Raw genomic sequence first — 17977 nt, forward strand, 5'->3', positions numbered from 1 at the left:
GCCGGCCGGGGCCGGCCAGTGGCGTCGCGCCTGTGCGCGGGGCGGGGGCGGCTGCGGCCGGGCACGGCCATCCGCACGGTCGGCCGCCGTCCCCGGCGACCGGGCCTCTGGTTGCGCGCCCGGGTGCTGCGCGCCGCACCAGGGCGTACGGGCCACCGCCCGCGCAGGCTCCGGAAAGACCGGGCTGCGCCGGCTCCGGCCGAGCCCGGACGGCCCCGGCCGAGCCGACCCGAACAGCCCTCAACGCACCGGCGCCCGGGGGCACTTGGCCGACCGGGCGCTCGGTGGGGCGGCGAAGCGGGAAGCGGCGACCCGGCGGACCGGGACCGGCCCCCCGGCCGGCCGTGTCAGCCTCTGCGGCCGCCCCGCCGTCGGCCGTCGTCCTCGTCGTCCCTCGGGCCGAGGAGTTCGTCGGCGAGAGTCGGGAGGTCGTCGAGCGGGGTCTCCTCCGCCCAGTCCGGGCGGGGCCGGCCGCCGCGGCGTCCCGGCTTCCGTCCCGTGCGGCCTGCGGTGGTGCCCCGGGAGGTGTCCTCGTCCGGATTGACCTGCGGGAGTTCCCGGGTCCGCTCGGCATCGTCCGGGCCCGCTTCCGGGCCGGGCCCCCGGCCGTTCCCGTCCTCCTCGCGGAACAGCCACGGCGGTACGCGGCCCGCCGCGTCACCCTGCCGGTCCGGACGGGCGGACGGCGCCGGGTGCGCTCCGGACCGCTCCCCGCGCGGCTCGCCGTCCCCGGGACGCACCGGCGGGGACGGCCGTCTCGGCGTCGGCGTCGCCGGTCCCCGGGGCGTGGGGACCGGCTGTGTGGCCTCCGCCTCCGGGGCGCGCGGGGCGTCCGGCTTCCGGGGGGACGGCTCGCTCGCGGCGGGCGTCTGCGTCTGCACCGTCGGCGCGTCGTCCGGCGGGGCGGCAGCGGTCCCGCCCGCCTCGCCGCCCGCCGTTCCGGCCGCGGCGGCGGTGGCGGCCTCGGCCGCCTGCCGTTCCCGCTCCGCCCGCAGCAGCGCCTCCTCGGCCTTCCGCTGCTTCTCCAGCCGGCGCTCCTCGGCCTCCCGGCGCAGCCGCTCCTCCTCGGCCTGCTGGCGGCGGACCCGCTCCTGCTCGGCGCGGCGCTCCGCCTCCTCGGCCTCGCGGCGGACGCGTTCCTCCTCGGCGCGGCGCTGCGCCTCCTCGGCGAGCCGGCGGGCCTCGTCCGCCTGGCGGCGGGCCTCCGCGACCCGGGCCTCCTCCGCCTCGCGCCGCTTGCGCTCCTCCTCCTCGGCGCGCAGCCGGGCGAGCTGCTCCTGCCGCTCCCGCTCCAGCCGCTCCTCCTCGGCCTTGCGCGCGGCCTCCTCCTCTGCGCGGCGGCGGGCCTCCTCCTCGGCCGCCCGCCGGGCCTCCTCGCGGGCCCGGATCTCGGCCTCGGAGAGCGGCAGCACCTGGTCGAGCCGGTGCCGTACGGCGGTGGTGACGGCCTCGGGCTCCTGCCCGGCGTCCACGACCAGATAGCGCGCGGGGTCGGCGGCGGCCAGTGCCAGGAAGCCGGACCGCACCCGCTGGTGGAACTCGGGCGGCTCGGACTCCAGCCGGTCCGGTGCCTCGGTGAAGCGCTCGCGGGCGGTCTCGGGAGAGACGTCGAGCAGCACGGTCAGATGCGGTACGAGGCCGTCGGTGGCCCACCGGCTGATCCGGGCGATCTCGGTCGGTGACAGATCACGGCCCGCGCCCTGGTAGGCGACGGACGAGTCGATGTAGCGGTCGCTGATGACGACGGCGCCGCGTTCGAGCGCGGGCCGTACGACGCTGTCGACGTGCTCGGCCCGGTCGGCCGCGTACAGCAGGGCCTCCGAACGCGGCGAGATCCCGGACGAGGAGACGTCCAGCAGGATCGAGCGGAGCCGCTTGCCGATCGCCGTGGCGCCGGGCTCCCGGGTGACGACGACCTCGTGACCCTTGGCCCGGATCCAGTCGGCCAGCGCCTCGACCTGGGTGGACTTGCCCGCTCCGTCGCCGCCCTCCAGGGCGATGAAGAAGCCGTTGCCGGCCGGTGCCCGCCGGTCGGGGTCGCCGCCGCGCAGCGCGTCGCGCAGGTCGCGGCGGAGCGGTACGCCGGACCGGTCGTCGGTCCGGATCAGGACCAGCGCGGCGACGGGCAGCAGTAGCGCGCCGGTCAGCATCAGCGCGAAGCCGGCGCCGCCGTGCGCGAAGACGAACGAGCCGCTCTCCAGCCGGTGTTCCCCGATCGCCCCGGCGAGCAGCGGTGCCGCCACCGCCGCGACGGCGACGAACACTCGTACGACGGCGTGCAGATGATCGGTCGTCCGACCTCGCCGGCTCTCCTCGGTCTCCTGGTCGAGCAGCGTGTGCCCGGTGTTCGCGGCGATGCCCGCGGCGGTGCCGGCGACGAGGGCCAGGAAGAGGACGGTCGCCGGGTCGGGTGTGAGGCCGACCGCGAGCAGCGCCAGCCCGGTGAGCGCGATGGACAGGGCCAGCATCCGCCGCCGCGACAGCGCGGGCAGCACCTTGGGCGCGCTGCGGATGCCGAGGACGGTGCCGCCGGTCAGGGCCAGCACGAGCAGGGCGAAGCCGACCGGGCCCCCGCCCAGGTCGTCGATGTGCAGCAGGGACACCGCGACGGCCGCGGCGATCGCGGCGGCGACGGTCGCGGAGGCGGCCACCAGCAGCGGGACGGCGCCCGTGCGTCCCTTGTCGGCCGTGCGTCCCTTGTCGCCCGTGCCGCCGCTCCTGGGCCGGCGCAGCCCTTCCAGGGGGGAGCGCACGCGGGGCGTCCGCCCGCCGGGCAGTTCGACGAAGTAGAGGATCGACACGCAGGCGGCGAAGAGCCCGGCCGCCACATAGGAGCCGAGCGCGGCCTGGTGCAGATGGAACCACGCGACGACGGCACCGAGCAGGTTGCTGAAGAGCGTGATGGTGACGAAGGCCGCGGCGGCCAGCGGCAGCGCCACGAAGCCGGTGCGCAGCGAGAGCCGGCGCAGCGCGTCGAGATTGTCCGGAAGCGGCCGTACGGCGGCGTCGCCGGCCGGTACGGACGGCAGCAGCGCGGGGGCGGCGCTCTCCCGGCAGATGGTCCAGAGGCGTTCGGCGACCCCGGTGACGAAGACGGTGACGAGCAGGACGGCGGTGGCCTCGCCGGGTGTCCAGTCGATCCACAGCGGGGCGACGACGAGGAGCGCCACCCGCAGACCGTCGGCGGTCATCATGGTCCAGCGGCGGTCGAGCGGTCCGCCGCCGGTCCCGCTCTTCTTCCGGGCCGTGGTTCCCTCGGCGCCCTTCCCGGGCTTCCCCGGCTTCTCGGGTTTCTCCGGTTTCCCGGGCCCGCCGGGCTTCTCCGGTCCGGACTCGCCGTCCGGCTCCTCCCGCGTCTCCCGCCGTCCGGGCTCCGGCCTCTTCTCACCGGTCCCGATCAGGGAGGTCAGCGGCCCCAGGAGTACCGCCCCGAAGAGCAGCGTCGCCAGGATACGGGCCCCGAACACCGCCGCGACCGCGAAGGCCGCGCCGCGGTACCCGGTGCCGAAGGTGCCCGCCGACACCGCCGCCTGATAGGTCAGCACCAGCAGCACCAGCAGGGCCAGTGCGTCTCCGACGCCGCCGACGAGCTGGGCGCTCCAGAGCCGCCTCAGCGGCGGGAACCGCAGCAGGGCTCGCACGGCGCGTTCGCGGGAGTCTGCGGCAAGGTGGTCCGAGGGGGGACTCACGACCGTTGGCTGCTCGGCTCGCGTCATCCGGCCAGCCTATCCGGACTGGCCGAATCCATGCCGCCCCGTCCGAACATGCGGCCGTACTTTCCGGAAACGGCCGGCCGCGGCCGGCCCCGAGCCCGCCGCGGGCCCACCGCGGGCGGTGGTCCGGTGGCCGGACGCGGCACGTCCGGCCCGCGCGGACCCCGCCCGCCGCTTCGGCTACTCGGTGCCGTCGGCCGCGGAACTGCTCTTGGCCGCCGCCTTCTTGGCGGTCTTGGCGGTGGTCTTCTTCGCCGCCGGCTTCTTGGCCGCTGTCGTCTTCTTCGCGGCCGTCTTCTTGGCCGCGGCCTTCTTCGCCGGGGCCTTCTTGGCGGTGGCGGCGCTCTTCTTCGCCGGCGCCTTCTTGGCCGTCTTCTTGGCGGGCCCCTTGGCACGCTTTTCGGCCAGGAGTTCGTACCCGCGCTCCGGGGTGAGCGTCTCGATGTCGTCGTCCCGGCGCAGCGTCGCGTTGGTCTCGCCGTCCGTGACGTACGGGCCGAAGCGGCCGTCCTTGACGACGACGGGCCGCTCGCTGACCGGGTCGGTGCCGAGCTCCTTCAGCGGCGGCTTGGCCGCGCCCCGGCCGCGCTGCTTGGGCTTGGAGTAGATCTCCAGCGCCTCTTCGAGCGTCAGGGTGAAGAGCTGCTCCTCCCGCTCCAGGGAGCGCGAGTCGGTGCCCTTCTTGAGGTAAGGGCCGTAGCGGCCGTTCTGCGCGGTGATCTCCTCGCCCGAGGCGGGGTCGGTACCGACGACCCGGGGCAGCGACATCAGCTTGAGGGCGTCCTCCAGCGTCACCGTGTCCAGGGACATCGACTTGAAGAGCGAGGCGGTGCGCGGCTTGACGGCGTTCTTGCCCGTCTTGGGCGTGTCCTCGGGCAGGATCTCCGTGACGTACGGACCGTAGCGGCCGTCCTTGGCGACGATCTTGCGGCCCGTCTCCGGGTCGGTGCCGAGTTCGAAGTCACCGCTCGGCTTGGCCAGCAGCTCCTCGGCGAGTTCGACGGTCAGCTCGTCCGGGGGGAGGTCGTCGGGGACGTCGGCGCGCTGACCCGGCTCCGGCTTGCCGCCCTCCTCGGCGGGCGGCGCGGGGCGCTCGACGTAGGGCCCGTAGCGGCCGACGCGCAGGACGATGCCGTTGCCGACGGGGAACGAGGAGACCTCGCGGGCGTCGATCGCACCGAGGTCGGTGACCAGTTCCTTGAGGCCGCCGAGGTGGTCGCCGTCGCCGTTGCCCGCCTCGGCCGCGGCACCGCTGCCGGCCTCGGCTGCGCCGAAGTAGAAGCGGCGCAGCCACGGCACGGACTGGGCCTCGCCCGCGGCGATGCGGTCGAGGTCGTCCTCCATGCGGGCGGTGAAGTCGTAGTCGACGAGGCGGCCGAAGTGCTTCTCCAGCAGGCCGACGACGGCGAAGGAGAGGAAGGACGGCACCAGGGCCGTGCCCTTCTTGAAGACGTAACCGCGGTCGAGGATGGTGCTGATGATCGAGGCGTAGGTCGACGGGCGGCCGATCTCACGCTCTTCCAACTCCTTGACCAGCGACGCCTCGGTGTAGCGGGCCGGGGGCTTGGTGGCGTGGCCGTCGGCGGTGATCTCCCGCGCGGTGAGCGGGTCGCCCTCGGAGACCTGCGGGAGGCGGCGCTCGCGGTCGTCGAGTTCGGCGTTGGGGTCGTCGGCGCCCTCGACGTAGGCCTTGAGGAAACCGTGGAAGGTGATGATCTTGCCGGAGGCGGAGAACTCGGCGTCCCGGCCGTCGCTCGCGCGCCCGCCGGTCTTCACGGTGACGGACTGGCCGACGGCGTCCTTCATCTGGGAGGCGACGGTCCGCTTCCAGATCAGCTCGTACAGCCGGAACTGGTCGCCGGTGAGGCCCGTCTCGGCGGGGGTGCGGAAGCGGTCGCCGGAGGGGCGGATCGCCTCGTGCGCCTCCTGCGCGTTCTTGACCTTGCCCGCGTACATCCGCGGCTTCTCCGGCAGGTAGTCGGCGCCGTAGAGCTGGGTGACCTGGGCACGGGCGGCGGCCACGGCGGTCTCGGAGAGCGTCGTGGAGTCCGTACGCATGTACGTGATGAAGCCGTTCTCGTACAGCTTCTGCGCGACCTGCATCGTCGACTTGGCGCCGAAGCCCAGCTTGCGCGACGCCTCCTGCTGGAGGGTGGTGGTGCGGAACGGCGCGTAGGGCGAGCGCCGGTACGGCTTGGACTCGACCGAGCGGACGGTGAAGGCGGCGCCCTCCAGGGCGGCGGCCAGCTCGCGCGCGGCGGTCTCGTCGAGGTGGAGGACCTGCGAGCCCTCCTTGAGCGTGCCGGTGGAGCCGAAGTCGCGGCCGGTGGCGACGCGGCGGCCGTCGACCGTGGTGAGGCGGGCGCCGAAGGTGCCGGGGTCGGTGGCGTCACCGGTGCGGCCGGTGGCGAAGGTGCCGGTGAGGTCCCAGTACTCGGCCGAGCGGAAGGCGATGCGCTCGCGCTCCCGTTCGACGACGAGCCGGGTGGCGACGGACTGCACCCGGCCGGCCGACAGCCGCGGCATGACCTTCTTCCACAGCACCGGGGAGACCTCGTAGCCGTACAGGCGGTCGAGGATCCGGCGGGTCTCCTGGGCGTCGACGAGGCGCTTGTTCAGCTCGCGCGGGCTGCGTACGGCGGCCTGGATGGCGTCCTTGGTGATCTCGTGGAAGACCATCCGGCGGACGGGGACCTTGGGCTTGAGGACTTCCTGCAGATGCCAGGCGATGGCCTCGCCCTCGCGGTCCTCATCGGTGGCCAGGAAGAGTTCGTCGGACTCCGCCAGCAGCTCCTTGAGCTTGTTGACCTGGCTCTTCTTGTCCGCGTTGACGACATAGATCGGCTGGAAGTCCTGGTCGACGTTGACGCCGAGCCGGGCCCAGGACTCGCCCTTGTACTTCGCGGGGATCTCTGCGGCGACTTTGGGCAGATCGCGGATGTGCCCGACGCTCGCCTCGACGACATAACCCGGGCCGAGATAGCCCTTGATCGTCTTCGCCTTGGCAGGCGACTCGACGATGACGAGTCGGCGGCCGCCCTTCGCGGTCTCGCTGGTCGGGGACAACTTCGCTCTTCTCTCCGGTCGACGCTCGGTGAATATCACTGCCACTTCTGTGACGGCGTTGTCATGACGGTGCGGAGTGTGACGGTACCTCCCGCCCCGCTGTCAAGCGGAAAAAGCCCGCAACGCCACTCGAACGGTAACCCGACAAGGGGCGTGCGTGCCGCCGTACCGCGAGGACCCCGCCAACCTCACATCCCGGGGCCCGGAGCCCACAGGTGCTTGCCAGCGCCCGGAGCCCGGCTGGCAGGATGGCGGGTGTCGGGGGCGTCCCCGGCGGCGCGCGCCGCGCGTTCAGTCATTCGCACTCACGGGGGGAAGCCCATGTCCAATCCCTACGGCCCGCCGCCGCAGGACCCCAACAGCGGCTACGGATACCCGCAGCAGGGCCAGCAGCAGGGCGGCCAGCAGCCGTACGGCCAGCCCGGTTACGGCTACCCGCAGCAGGGCCAGCAGCCCGGCTACGGCTACCCGCAGCAGCAGCCCGTGGCCCCCGGCCAGTACACCGGCGACCCCAACGCCCCGTACGGCTACGACCCCTTCGGCCGGCCCTACTCGGACAAGTCGAAGATCGTCGCCGGGGTCCTGCAGCTTTTCATCGGCACCCTCGGCATCGGCCGGTTCTACACCGGCCACACCGGCATGGCGCTCGGCCAGCTGTTCACCCTGGGCGGCTGCGGCATCTGGGCCCTGATCGACGGCATCATGCTGCTCACCGGCCAGCCCACCGACGCCCAGGGCCGTCCGCTGCGTGGCTGACGGCGGTATGGCCGGCAGCGGTGCGGCCGGTGGCTCCACGGTCACCGGCGGCGCGGTCGGCGGAGGCCCTGCCGGCGGAGGCGCTGACGGCGGAGGCGTGCGGACGGCGCTCCGCAAGGCGGCCTCGCACCCGGCCGCGGCACCGCTCTCGGTGCTGGCGGCCGGGGCTGCCGGGGCCGTCCACCTCTACGGCACGAACCCCCATGAGGCGGGGCAGTGGCTGCTGCGCTGCCCCTTCAACTGGCTGACCGGCCTGGACTGCCCCACCTGCGGCGCGACCCGCATGGTGTACGACCTGATGCACGGCGATGTGGTCGCGGCCTTCCACGACAACGCGGCCCTGCTGGTCCTCGGCGTCCCCGTCGGCCTGTTCCTCGGCTGGCGCTGGGTGCGCGAGGGGCTGCGCGGGCGGCGCTACCGTCCCTCACCCGGCCGGGTGCTCACCGCGGTGGCGCTGACGCTCACCGCGCTCTGGGGCATCGAACGCAACCTGGTGGGCTGACGCGCGGTCCGAAGCGCGGGCTGAGGACGAGCCACCGTGAACTCCCCCGCCGGATCCGGCCGCCCGCACCGTCCCCCTTCTCCCCGCCGTTGCATCACCGAACGATCACAATGCGTCGAGCCGCACAACTGATCGGCTCTCTCCCGGGTCATTTGATCGTCGCGGCACGTCCCCAGGTCCCGCGCGGAACATTCATTCGTGAGAGAAGAGTCCCGCCTCATGTCGTACCCCGCTCAGCCGCCGGCCGTGGCCCCCAACGGGCAGCCGTACTCCGAGAAGTCGAAGATCGTCGCCGGCATCCTCCAGCTCTTCATCGGCACCCTCGGCATCGGCCGGTTCTACACGGGTCACACGGGGATGGCCCTCGGTCAGCTGTTCACCCTCGGAGGCTGCGGCATCTGGGCGCTGATCGACGGCATCCTCTTCCTGACCAGCAACGACCGTACGGACAGCGAGGGCCGCATCCTGCGCGGCTGACGCACCGCCGGCTCCCCGCCGCGGCCCGCGTTCCGGATCGTACGGACGCGGGCCGCGCGCATGCCGCCGGTTGTACACCGGGCTCCGGGGTCCACACGGGCTCCGGCCCGCCGTGCCCTCCGTGCGCGGCGGACCCGCCGTCAGACGGACAGCAGGAGCCAGCCCCCCGTGAGGAGCGCGGCCGGGCCGAAGAGCAGAACCAGTGGGACCGGCAGCGGGGAGCTCACCCCTTCGACCACCGGCGCACCGCTGCGCAGGCGCGTTCCCGCCCACACCAGCAATGCCGCTCCGAACAGGACGAACACTGTTCCGGCGAATATGGCCGGCCCGCTCTCCATCGCTGCGTACCCCCTAGCACCGGGCATGGTGTGCCGGAGCGTGGCACGTCCGCGCGGCGCGGGAGCGAACGCCCGGTGAACAGCAGCCTCCGCCGTGCGCCCCGGCGTCCCCCGCGCCACCGCCCGAGCCCGGAGCCCGGAGCCCGGAGCCCGGACCTTGGAGCCCGGCCCCGGTCACTCCACCGGGACGAGGAACCCCTGTTCGACGAGCAGACGGACGGCTTCCGGCGTCCGGTCCCGCAGCAGCACCGGGTCCTCGCCGACGAGCTGGGCGATGGCGTCGAGGATGCGGCCCGCGCTGAGCGTCCCGTCGCACACCCCCGCGAAGCCGGCACCGACCGTGTCCACCTTCGTCGCCCGGCGCATGCCGCGGTTCTGACGGAGCACCACGTGCTCCGGGTCCTCCGCCCCGGGCAGCCCGACCTGTTCCTGCACCACGTCGTCCGCCAGCCGGAACCGCGCGGCGAGCAGCGCCGCGTCGTCCGTGCGCCGCAGGAAGTCCTGGAGCGCGAAGTGGTCCAGCACCGTCTGCCCCAGCGGCTGTTCGACGGGGTGCGGCCACTCCTCCGCGATGACGGACGGCCGGGCGGCGCCCGACTTGCGCACGGTGATCCAGCCGAAGCCGACGGACGTGGTCCCGCGCGCCTCGAACTCCTCCAGCCAGGCGTCGTAGCGCGCGGCGTAGGTCTCCGGACCGGCCCGGTGGTCACCGGCGTCGCGCAGCCAGAGCTCCGCGTACTGCGTGACGTCCTGTACCTCGCGCTGCACGATCCAGGCGTCGCACCCGGGCGGCACCCAGGCTCGGACCCGGTCCCGCCAGTCCTCGCCCTCCCGGTGCTCCCAGTTGGCGAGGAGCTGGCAGTGGCCGCCGTCGGCGAGGTGATCCGCCGACTGCCGGACCAGGGTCCGGCAGAGGTCGTCACCGGCCATGCCGCCGTCCCGGTAGGTCAGCCGGGCGCCCGGGGAGATGACGAAGGGCGGATTGGAGACGATCAGGTCGTACGGCTCCTCGCCGGCCACCGGCTCGTAGAGCGAGCCCTCGCGGAGATCGGCCTCGTGCGCGCCGGAGAGCGCCAGCGTGAGCCGGGCGAAGCCCAGGGCCCGCGGATTGACGTCGGTGGCGGTGACGCGGGTGGCGTGCCGAGCGGCGTGCAGGGCCTGCAGACCGGAGCCGGTGCCGAGATCCAGTGCCCGCCCGACGGGGGTCCGCACGGTGAGACCCGCGAGCGTGGTGGAGGCCCCGCCCACCCCGAGGACGAGCGCGGCGCGGTCCTCACCGGCGGACCGCCCCGCGGCAGCGCTCGCGCCCCCCGCTCCGCCGACGGCGCAGCCGAGGTCGGAGACGATCCACCAGTCCTCGCCCTCCGGCCCGCCGTACGGGCGGACGTCCACGGCCGCCCGCACCTCGCCGCCGTCCCGAAGCAGCCAGCCCTCGGCCAGGCAGTCGTCCGCGGGCAGCGCCGCCGACGCCTGTCCGTACTCCACCGGGCGCTGCAGCAGGAACAGCCGGACCAGGGTTTCCAGCGGCGATCCGCCGCGGGTCGCCCGCAGGGCGGGCACGCTCTCGCTGCGGGCGAGGGCCGCGTAGGCCGGGGCGCCGAGCAGGTCGAGGAGCCCGTCCGCGGTGAAGGCCGCGGCCAGGAACGCCTCACGGAGCCGGGCCGGGAGGCCGGTGCCGGACCGGGGCGGCGCGGCGAGGGAGCCGTGCGGCGCGGCGCCACCGGACCCGGGTGCGCCGGAGGGACCGGAAGGGCCGGGCTGCTCGGGCCGGCCGGGCTGGGGGTGCTCGTGCGTACTCACCGGCCCATTGTCGGGGCTCCGGACCGGGAACGGCGACGGCCCGGAGCCCCGGGACGTCTTCCCGGGGCTCCGGGCCGTGCGGCGCGGGCGGGGCCCGGCGGGCCGGGGCCCGGTCAGGTGCTCGCGCTGGGCGAGCCGGACGGGCGCCGGCAGCCGGGCTGTTCGCTCATGGCGGCGCCGATGTCCCCGGACTGCAGCTTCCGGATGGCGTCGCCGCCGACCTTGTTGACCTTGTCGAGGTCCTCCGCGACGCCCTTCAGCCCTTCGGCGAACTTGGCCTGGTCCTTGGTGTCCAGCTTGTCGACGGAGGTCTTCAGGCCCGCGTACGCCCCGGCGGTGTCGTCGAGCTCCTTGACGGCCTCCCGCCGCGTCTTCTCACCGTCGTCGACCGGCGGGACGCCCGCCTTCTCGACCGAGTCCGACATGGCGGCGTAGGCGTCCGAGATCTTCTGGAACGCGGCCGAGTCGGCCTTCTTGATCTCCTCGGGCTTGCCGTCGGCCGCCGTGGAGGTGATGGACTGGTTCGCCTGAGCGATCTTCTCCAGCTGCGGCTGGACCTGGTCGCACACCTTCTTGGCGTAGGCGTCGACCTTCTCGTCGGTGTCGTCGCCACAGCCCGACAGCGCGAGTACGAGTGCCGCACCACCGGACAGCGCGGCCGCGAGCTTCTTGTTCACCGGATGGCCCCTTCCATGACTCTCGGCCCCGGAACATACACGGCCAAAGGCCCGGGATCGCGAGCCCGATATCCCCGAAGGGGTTTTTGCGGTCTTCTGCACCAGGCCGGTGCGGGCCGTCCGCCTCCGCTTCCGGGGCCGGGCAGACGGGCGGGCGGTGCGCCGCAGCACACCGCCCGTCCACCGCCTGACCTGGCACGGACCGGCCGGAACCGGTCCGGTGCTCAGGACACCACCGCGGCCCCGGAGGAGGGATCCGACGGCTCGGACACCCGGTCGGCGTTGTTGTCTTCGTCACCCACGGCGATTCCCCGCCGCTTGGAGATGTAGACGGCGCCGATGATGATCCCGATCGCCACCAGCGCCACCAGCGCCCGGATGGCCGGACTGGTGTCGTCGCCGTAGCTGAACTGCACCACGGCCGGCGCAATCAGCAGGGCCACCAGGTTCATCACCTTCAGCAGCGGGTTGATGGCGGGGCCCGCCGTGTCCTTGAACGGGTCGCCGACGGTGTCGCCGATGACCGTCGCGGCGTGCGCCTCGCTGCCCTTGCCACCGTGGTGGCCGTCCTCGACCAGTTTCTTGGCGTTGTCCCAGGCGCCGCCGGAGTTGGCGAGGAAGACGGCCATCAGCGTGCCCGCGCCGATGGCACCGGCGAGGAACGAGCCCAGGGCACCGACCCCGAGACTGAAGCCGATGGCGATCGGCGCCAGCACGGCGAGCAGGCCGGGGGTGGCGAGCTCGCGCAGCGCGTCCTTGGTGCAGATGTCGACGACCCGGCCGTACTCCGGCTTCTCCGTGTAGTCCATGATCCCGGGGTGCTCGCGGAACTGCCGCCGCACCTCGTAGACCACGGCGCCCGCCGACCGCGACACCGCGTTGATCGCCAGCCCCGAGAAGAGGAAGACGACCGCGGCGCCGAGGACCAGGCCGACCAGGTTGTTCGGCTGCGAGATGTCCAGACTGAGGTTCATCTCGCCCGCCCGGGCGTTGACGTCCGCGACCGCCGTGGCGATCGCGTCCCGGTAGGAGCCGAACAGCGCGGCGGCGGCCAGGACGGCCGTGGCGATGGCGATGCCCTTGGTGATCGCCTTGGTGGTGTTGCCGACCGCGTCGAGGTCGGTGAGCACCTGGGCGCCCGCGCCCTCCACGTCGCCGGACATCTCCGCGATGCCCTGGGCGTTGTCGGAGACCGGCCCGAAGGTGTCCATGGCGACGATGACGCCGACCGTGGTCAGCAGGCCGGTCCCGGCCAGGGCGACCGCGAACAGCGCCAGCATGATCGAGGTACCGCCGAGCAGGAACGCCCCGTAGACGCCCAGGCCGATCAGCAGCGCCGTGTACACGGCGGACTCCAGACCGACCGAGATCCCGGCCAGGACGACGGTCGCCGGCCCCGTCAGCGAGGACTTCCCGATGTCCCGGACCGGACGCCGGGTGGTCTCGGTGAAGTACCCCGTGAGCTGCTGGATGAGCGCGGCCAGCACGATGCCGATCGCGACCGCGACGAGCGCGAGGACCCGGGGGTTGCCCTCGTGCCCGGCGATGGCAATGTCCACGCCGTCCAGGTCCGCGTAGGAGGACGGCAGATAGGTGAAGACCGCCACGGCCACCAGCACGAGCGAGACCACCGCGGAGATGAAGAAGCCGCGGTTGATGGCGGTCATGCCACTGCGGTCGGTGCGGCGCGGCGCCACCGCGAAGATACCGATCATGGCCGTGAGCACACCGATCGCGGGAACGATCAGCGGGAAGGCCAGACCGGCGTCGCCGAAGGCCACCTTGCCGAGGATGAGCGCCGCGACCAGCGTCACGGCGTAGGACTCGAACAGGTCGGCGGCCATGCCGGCGCAGTCGCCGACGTTGTCGCCCACGTTGTCCGCGATGGTGGCGGCGTTGCGCGGGTCGTCCTCGGGGATGCCCTGCTCGACCTTGCCCACGAGGTCGGCGCCGACGTCCGCGGCCTTGGTGAAGATGCCGCCGCCGACTCGCATGAACATGGCGATCAGCGCGGCACCGAGGCCGAAGCCTTCCAGCACCTTCGGCGCGTCGGCCGCGTAGACCAGCACGACACAGCAGGCGCCCAGCAGGCCGAGGCCGACGGTGAACATGCCGACGACGCCTCCGGTACGGAAGGCGATCTTCATGGCCTTGTGCGAGACGTCCGTGAGGTCCTTGGCCGGCTCGCCCTCGCCCGGAGTGGCCTCGCGCGCCGCGGCGGCCACCCGCACATTGCTCCGTACGGCCAGCCACATTCCGATATAGCCGGTCGCCGCGGAGAACAAGGCGCCGATCAAGAAGAACACGGACCGCCCGATGCGCTGCGACCAGTCATCGGCCGGCAACAGCATGAGCAGGAAGAACACCACGACCGCGAATACGCTGAGGGTGCGCAGCTGCCGGGCGAGATAGGCATTCGCTCCTTCCTGTACAGCCGCCGCGATCTTCTTCATACTGTCGGTTCCCTCGCCCGCCGCCAGCACTTGACGCACCAGCATCACGGCGACACCCAGCGCGGCCAGCGCGACGAGCGCGACGACCACGACGATCAGCCGGTTGTCGGTGGTCAGTTCGGCGGCCGCGAGGGGCAGGGATGGGGAGAGGTCTTGCTGAAGAGGGGTAACGGGCCCCGCCATTCGTCCTCCTTGACGTTTGGCACATGGGCGCGCAGCACAGGGAACTGCCGCGGCACTCAGGCGTCCTGAGCAAAGATTGTGAACGGATTCTAGGGATCCGGACCGGGATCAAGACAGGGGCCATGAGGGGCAATTGACTCCCACCGGGGGAGATGAGCCGGAGAGCCCGCGAATAATTCGCCCGGACGAAGGAAATTGATCCATTCGCTGACGGTCGAATATTGCCATTTGCTGGATCTTCAAATCCTACGAAAAGCCAGCTCAGCGGCGGTCTGCGAGAGACGTGGATCACACCGGGTCCGGTGCCGCGGCCATGGCTGCGGTGCGGAGCCACCCGCAGTGGGCAGCCGGAGCCCGCGGGGAAGAGGGGAGAGGGAGGAGAGCGGCGCGGAGCGGCAGACACTGCGCGGACGGGCCGGCGGTACGGGCCCGTAGCGGCCCGGGGCCGGCGGCCGCGAGACCCGGAAGGGCCGCGAGCATCGGCTGGGCGGTGCGTGCTGGGAGCCCCGGGGGGCGTGAGGCCGCGAGAGCTACGACAGGAGAGCGTCGGGGGTCGTCGGCCAGCTCATCCTGATCCGGCCGCCCGTTTCGTCCGCGGACACCTCGACATCGTCGACAAGACCGCTGATGACCGCGAGACCCATCTCGTCCTCGTCCTCGGCGACGGCCTCACCCGGGGTCACGGCGACGGGCCCGCCGTGCTCGTCCCGCCGGGGGCCGGTGGGCCGGTGGGCGGCCTCGTCGGCGACCTCGATGGAGAACTTCTTCTCGTCCTCGACCAGGACGACGCGTACGGGTGCCGAAACGTTGTTGCTGAGGTGCAGACCGACAGCGCGGCTGCATGCCTCGCCGACGGCGAGCCTCACCTCGTCCAGCACGGCCTCGTCGACCCCGGCCCGGCGCGCCACCGCCGCCGCCACCAGGCGCGCTGTGCGGACGTGATTGGGCAGAGCGCTGAACAAGAGCTCCACGGTGGCCATGCCATCCCCCTCGGTCATACAGGCTTGCGTCATGGAGGCGGACCGCGGCGGCCCTCCGCCGACCCCCGTCACTCCCACCCCCGGGACGCGCGACCATCGGACGGCACGCGACCCGGGGTGCGGAAGCTGTCAGTCGGTGGCCGAGACGGCGTCATCGACCGAGGTGTGAATCGGGAACACCTTGGTCAGACCGGTGATACGGAAAATCTTCAGAATGCGCTCCTGGTTACAGACCAGGCGCAGCGAGCCCTCGTGCGCGCGGACGCGCTTGAGACCACCGACGAGGACGCCGAGACCGGTGGAGTCGAGGAAGTCGACGCCCTCCATGTCGACCACCAGGTGGTAGCTGCCCTCATTGACAAGCTCGACCAGCTGCTCACGCAGCTTGGGCGCGGTGTATACATCGATCTCGCCACCGACCTCGACGACCGTGCGGTCGCCAACGGTACGCGTCGACAGAGACAGGTCCACGGATCCTCCAGCACCTTGCAACGAGCGGTCGCCCCCCATGGATCGGCAGCCGCGATGGCATTCAATCACTTACCGGCAGGCGCGCACGACGCCTTGAGCCCATTCTTCATCAGGCCAGTGACACACTCGGTGCCGATGGCCGACGACCAACTCCCGCAGTCTGCGGGCACGCGCACCGCCCCACGGGCGGTACTCGGCCTGCTCGCCGGCACGGCGGACCGGGCTGCACGCGTCACTCATACGGAGCACTTGCCCCCGCGCGTGGGCCGCCATGCGGACTGGCCGCGGGGGATCCGGGAAGAAGTCGTGGAAGCCCTCCGGAGTGCCGGAATGGAGCGGCCGTGGGAGCACCAGGCGAGGGTCGCCGGACACGCCCTGCGCGGCGAGTCTGTGATCGTGGCCACCGGTACCGCCTCCGGGAAATCCCTCTCGTATCTCACACCGGTCCTCAGCTCCCTCCTGGACGGTTCCGAGGCACCGAACGGGCGGGGGGCGACGGCGCTGTACCTCGCGCCGACGAAGGCGCTCGCCGCGGACCAGCGCCGGGCCGTGGGCGAACTCGCCGCTCCCCTGGGCCGAGCCGTGCGCCCCGCGGTGTACGACGGTGACACCCCGGTGGAGGAGCGCGAGTGGGTGCGCCAGTACGCCAACTACGTGCTGACCAACCCGGACATGCTGCACCGGGGCATCCTCCCCGCCCATCCGCGCTGGGCCTCCTTTCTGCGGGCGCTGCGCCATGTCGTCATCGACGAGGCCCACACCTATCGCGGGGTCTTCGGCTCGCACGTGGCGCAGGTGCTGCGCCGGCTCCGCCGGGTCTGTGCCCGCTACGGCTCCGACCCGGTGTTCCTGCTCGCCTCCGCCACGTCCGCCGAACCCGCGCTGGCCGCCGGCCGGCTGACCGGCCTGCCGGTCGCCCAGGTCACCGAGGACGCCTCGCCCCGAGGAGAGCTCGTCTTCGCCCTCTGGGAGCCCCCGCTGACAGAACTGCACGGCGAACACGGTGCGCCGGTCCGGCGCACCGCCACCGCGGAGACCGCCGACCTGCTGACCGACCTGGTCGCCCGTGGCGTGCGCACCGTCGCCTTCGTACGGTCCCGGCGCGGCGCGGAGCTGATCTCCGTGATCGCGCAGGAGCGGCTGGCCGCCGTGGACCGTTCGCTTCCCGGGCGTGTCGCGGCCTACCGCGGCGGTTATCTGCCGCAGGAGCGCCGCGCCCTGGAGAACGCCCTGCACCGGGGGGACCTGCTGGGGCTCTCCGCCACCAACGCCCTGGAACTCGGCGTGGACATCGCCGGGCTCGACGCCGTCGTGATCGCCGGCTACCCCGGCACCCGCGCCTCGCTGTGGCAGCAGGCAGGCCGGGCGGGCCGCGCCGGGCAGGGCGCCCTCGCGGTCCTGGTCGCCCGGGACGACCCGCTGGACACCTTTCTGGTGCACCACCCCGAGGCACTCTTCCGGCAGCCCGTGGAATCCACCGTCCTCGATCCGGACAACCCGTATGTCCTCGCCCCCCATCTCTGCGCCGCGGCGGCCGAACTCCCGCTCACCGCGGCGGACATGGAGCTGTTCGGCCCCGCCGCGCCCGATCTCGTCCCGCAGCTGGAGCGCCGCAAGCTGCTGCGCCGGCGGGCCACCGCTTGGCACTGGACCCGCCGGGAGCGGGCGGCCGATCTCGCGGACATCCGCGGTGAGGGCGGCACCCCCGTCCAGGTCGTCGAGGCCGCGACGGGCCGCCTGCTGGGCACCGTGGACGCCTCCTCCGCCCACACCGCCGTCCACGACGGCGCCGTCCACCTCCACCAGGGCCGCACCTACCTCGTCAAGCGGCTGGACCTCGAGGACTCCGTGGCCCTGGTCGAGGAGGCGGACCCGCCCTACTCGACCACCGCGCGGGACACCACGGCCGTCACCGTCCTCGACACCACCACCGAGGTGCCCTGGGGCGGCTCCCGGCTGTGCTTCGGTTCGGTCGAGGTCACCCACCAGGTGGTCTCCTTTCTCCGCCGCAAACTCATCACCGGGGAGGTGCTCGGCGAGTCCAGACTCGATCTGCCGCCCCGTACCCTGCGGACGCGCGGCGTCTGGTGGACCGTCACCGAGGACCAGCTCGAGGCCGCCCGGATCTCCCCGGAGCAGCTCCCGGGCGCGCTGCACGCCGCGGAGCACGCCTCGATCGGCATGCTGCCGCTCTTCGCCACCTGCGACCGGTGGGACATCGGCGGTGTCTCCGTGCCTCTGCACCCCGACACCCTGCTGCCGACCGTCTTCGTCTACGACGGCCACCACGGCGGCGCGGGCTTCGCCGAACGCGCCTTCCACACCGCCCGGCGCTGGCTGACGGCCACCCGGGAGGCCATCGCGGCCTGCGAGTGCGAGTCGGGCTGCCCGTCCTGCGTCCAGTCACCGAAGTGCGGCAACGGGAACGACCCCCTGGACAAGAACGCCGCCGTCCGGCTGCTCTCCGTTCTCCTGGCCGGAGCCCCCGCGGAGTGACGGCCGGGGCCGCCGGGCCCCGGCGTCCCCGTGCGCGCGGACACTGCCGTGCCGGCCGTCGGTCG

Annotated in this window: 12 protein-coding genes; 4 read left to right on the forward strand and 8 right to left on the reverse strand. The window is 73.0% G+C overall.

The features are described 5' to 3' along the window. Nucleotides 1-347: 347 nt before the first annotated feature. A complete protein-coding gene (gene tmk / locus E4N63_RS14805) occupies nucleotides 348-3716 on the reverse strand; it encodes a dTMP kinase (RefSeq protein ID WP_230240900.1) in 3369 nt (1122 codons plus the stop codon). A gap of 177 nt (nucleotides 3717-3893) precedes the next feature. Next, entirely contained in the window at nucleotides 3894-6779 is a 2886-nt protein-coding gene (gene topA, locus E4N63_RS14810) for a type I DNA topoisomerase (RefSeq protein ID WP_125622371.1), read from the reverse strand. Nucleotides 6780-7100: 321 nt separating this feature from the next. Between topA and E4N63_RS14815 the strand changes: the two genes are divergently transcribed. The 3 genes from E4N63_RS14815 (at nucleotide 7101) to E4N63_RS14825 (ending at nucleotide 8514) form a co-directional block, all read left to right on the forward strand. Beyond that, nucleotides 7101-7535 (forward strand): TM2 domain-containing protein, encoded by a 435-nt coding sequence (locus E4N63_RS14815; protein ID WP_125622373.1) that lies wholly within the window; start codon nucleotides 7101-7103, stop codon nucleotides 7533-7535. A 97-nt stretch (nucleotides 7536-7632) separates the two neighbouring features. Further along, complete coding sequence (locus E4N63_RS14820; protein WP_230240901.1) at nucleotides 7633-8037, forward strand: DUF2752 domain-containing protein; 405 nt, start codon at nucleotides 7633-7635, stop codon at nucleotides 8035-8037. A 219-nt stretch (nucleotides 8038-8256) separates the two neighbouring features. Beyond that, nucleotides 8257-8514: a TM2 domain-containing protein gene (locus tag E4N63_RS14825; protein WP_043464661.1), complete on the forward strand. Its 258-nt coding sequence runs from the start codon at nucleotides 8257-8259 to the stop codon at nucleotides 8512-8514. A 140-nt stretch (nucleotides 8515-8654) separates the two neighbouring features. On the opposite strand, the gene E4N63_RS14830 is transcribed toward E4N63_RS14825, so the two are convergent. The 6 genes from E4N63_RS14830 to bldG form a co-directional block, all read right to left on the reverse strand. Continuing rightward, a complete protein-coding gene (locus E4N63_RS14830) occupies nucleotides 8655-8819 on the reverse strand; it encodes a hypothetical protein (protein WP_374112772.1) in 165 nt (54 codons plus the stop codon). 207 nt (nucleotides 8820-9026) lie between these two features. Then, nucleotides 9027-10493 carry a methyltransferase gene (locus E4N63_RS14835; RefSeq protein ID WP_374112871.1) on the reverse strand — a complete coding sequence of 489 codons (1467 nt, stop codon included), beginning with the start codon at nucleotides 10491-10493 and terminating at the stop codon, nucleotides 9027-9029. Between the two features lie 272 nt (nucleotides 10494-10765). Then, a complete protein-coding gene (locus tag E4N63_RS14840; protein WP_063831702.1) occupies nucleotides 10766-11329 on the reverse strand; it encodes a hypothetical protein in 564 nt (187 codons plus the stop codon). Nucleotides 11330-11553: 224 nt separating this feature from the next. Beyond that, a complete protein-coding gene (locus tag E4N63_RS14845; protein WP_125622375.1) occupies nucleotides 11554-13965 on the reverse strand; it encodes a sodium-translocating pyrophosphatase in 2412 nt (803 codons plus the stop codon). 530 nt (nucleotides 13966-14495) lie between these two features. Further along, on the reverse strand, nucleotides 14496-14945 hold the full coding sequence (locus E4N63_RS14850; protein WP_230242489.1) for an ATP-binding protein: 450 nt from the start codon (nucleotides 14943-14945) through the stop codon (nucleotides 14496-14498). A 129-nt stretch (nucleotides 14946-15074) separates the two neighbouring features. Continuing rightward, a complete protein-coding gene (bldG, locus tag E4N63_RS14855; RefSeq protein WP_019707568.1) occupies nucleotides 15075-15416 on the reverse strand; it encodes an anti-sigma factor antagonist BldG in 342 nt (113 codons plus the stop codon). Nucleotides 15417-15470: 54 nt separating this feature from the next. Here bldG and E4N63_RS14860 point away from each other — a divergent pair, with 54 nt between their 5' ends. Then, nucleotides 15471-17912, forward strand: coding sequence for a DEAD/DEAH box helicase (locus E4N63_RS14860; protein ID WP_230240903.1), 2442 nt, complete (start codon nucleotides 15471-15473; stop codon nucleotides 17910-17912). The last annotated feature ends 65 nt before the right edge of the window (nucleotides 17913-17977 follow it).

This window comes from Streptomyces sp. MNU89, from assembly GCF_020982505.1.
In the GTDB taxonomy this organism is placed as follows: domain Bacteria; phylum Actinomycetota; class Actinomycetes; order Streptomycetales; family Streptomycetaceae; genus Streptomyces; species Streptomyces xinghaiensis.

Coding starts and splice junctions, on each gene's coding strand:
- tmk (WP_230240900.1), bottom strand. CDS start 3,716: ATGACGCGAGCCGAGCAGCCAACGGTCGTGAGTCCCCCCTCGGACCAC.
- E4N63_RS14815 (WP_125622373.1), top strand. CDS start 7,101: ATGTCCAATCCCTACGGCCCGCCGCCGCAGGACCCCAACAGCGGCTAC.
- E4N63_RS14825 (WP_043464661.1), top strand. CDS start 8,257: ATGTCGTACCCCGCTCAGCCGCCGGCCGTGGCCCCCAACGGGCAGCCG.
- E4N63_RS14845 (WP_125622375.1), bottom strand. CDS start 13,965: ATGGCGGGGCCCGTTACCCCTCTTCAGCAAGACCTCTCCCCATCCCTG.
- E4N63_RS14850 (WP_230242489.1), bottom strand. CDS start 14,945: ATGGCCACCGTGGAGCTCTTGTTCAGCGCTCTGCCCAATCACGTCCGC.
- E4N63_RS14860 (WP_230240903.1), top strand. CDS start 15,471: ATGGCATTCAATCACTTACCGGCAGGCGCGCACGACGCCTTGAGCCCA.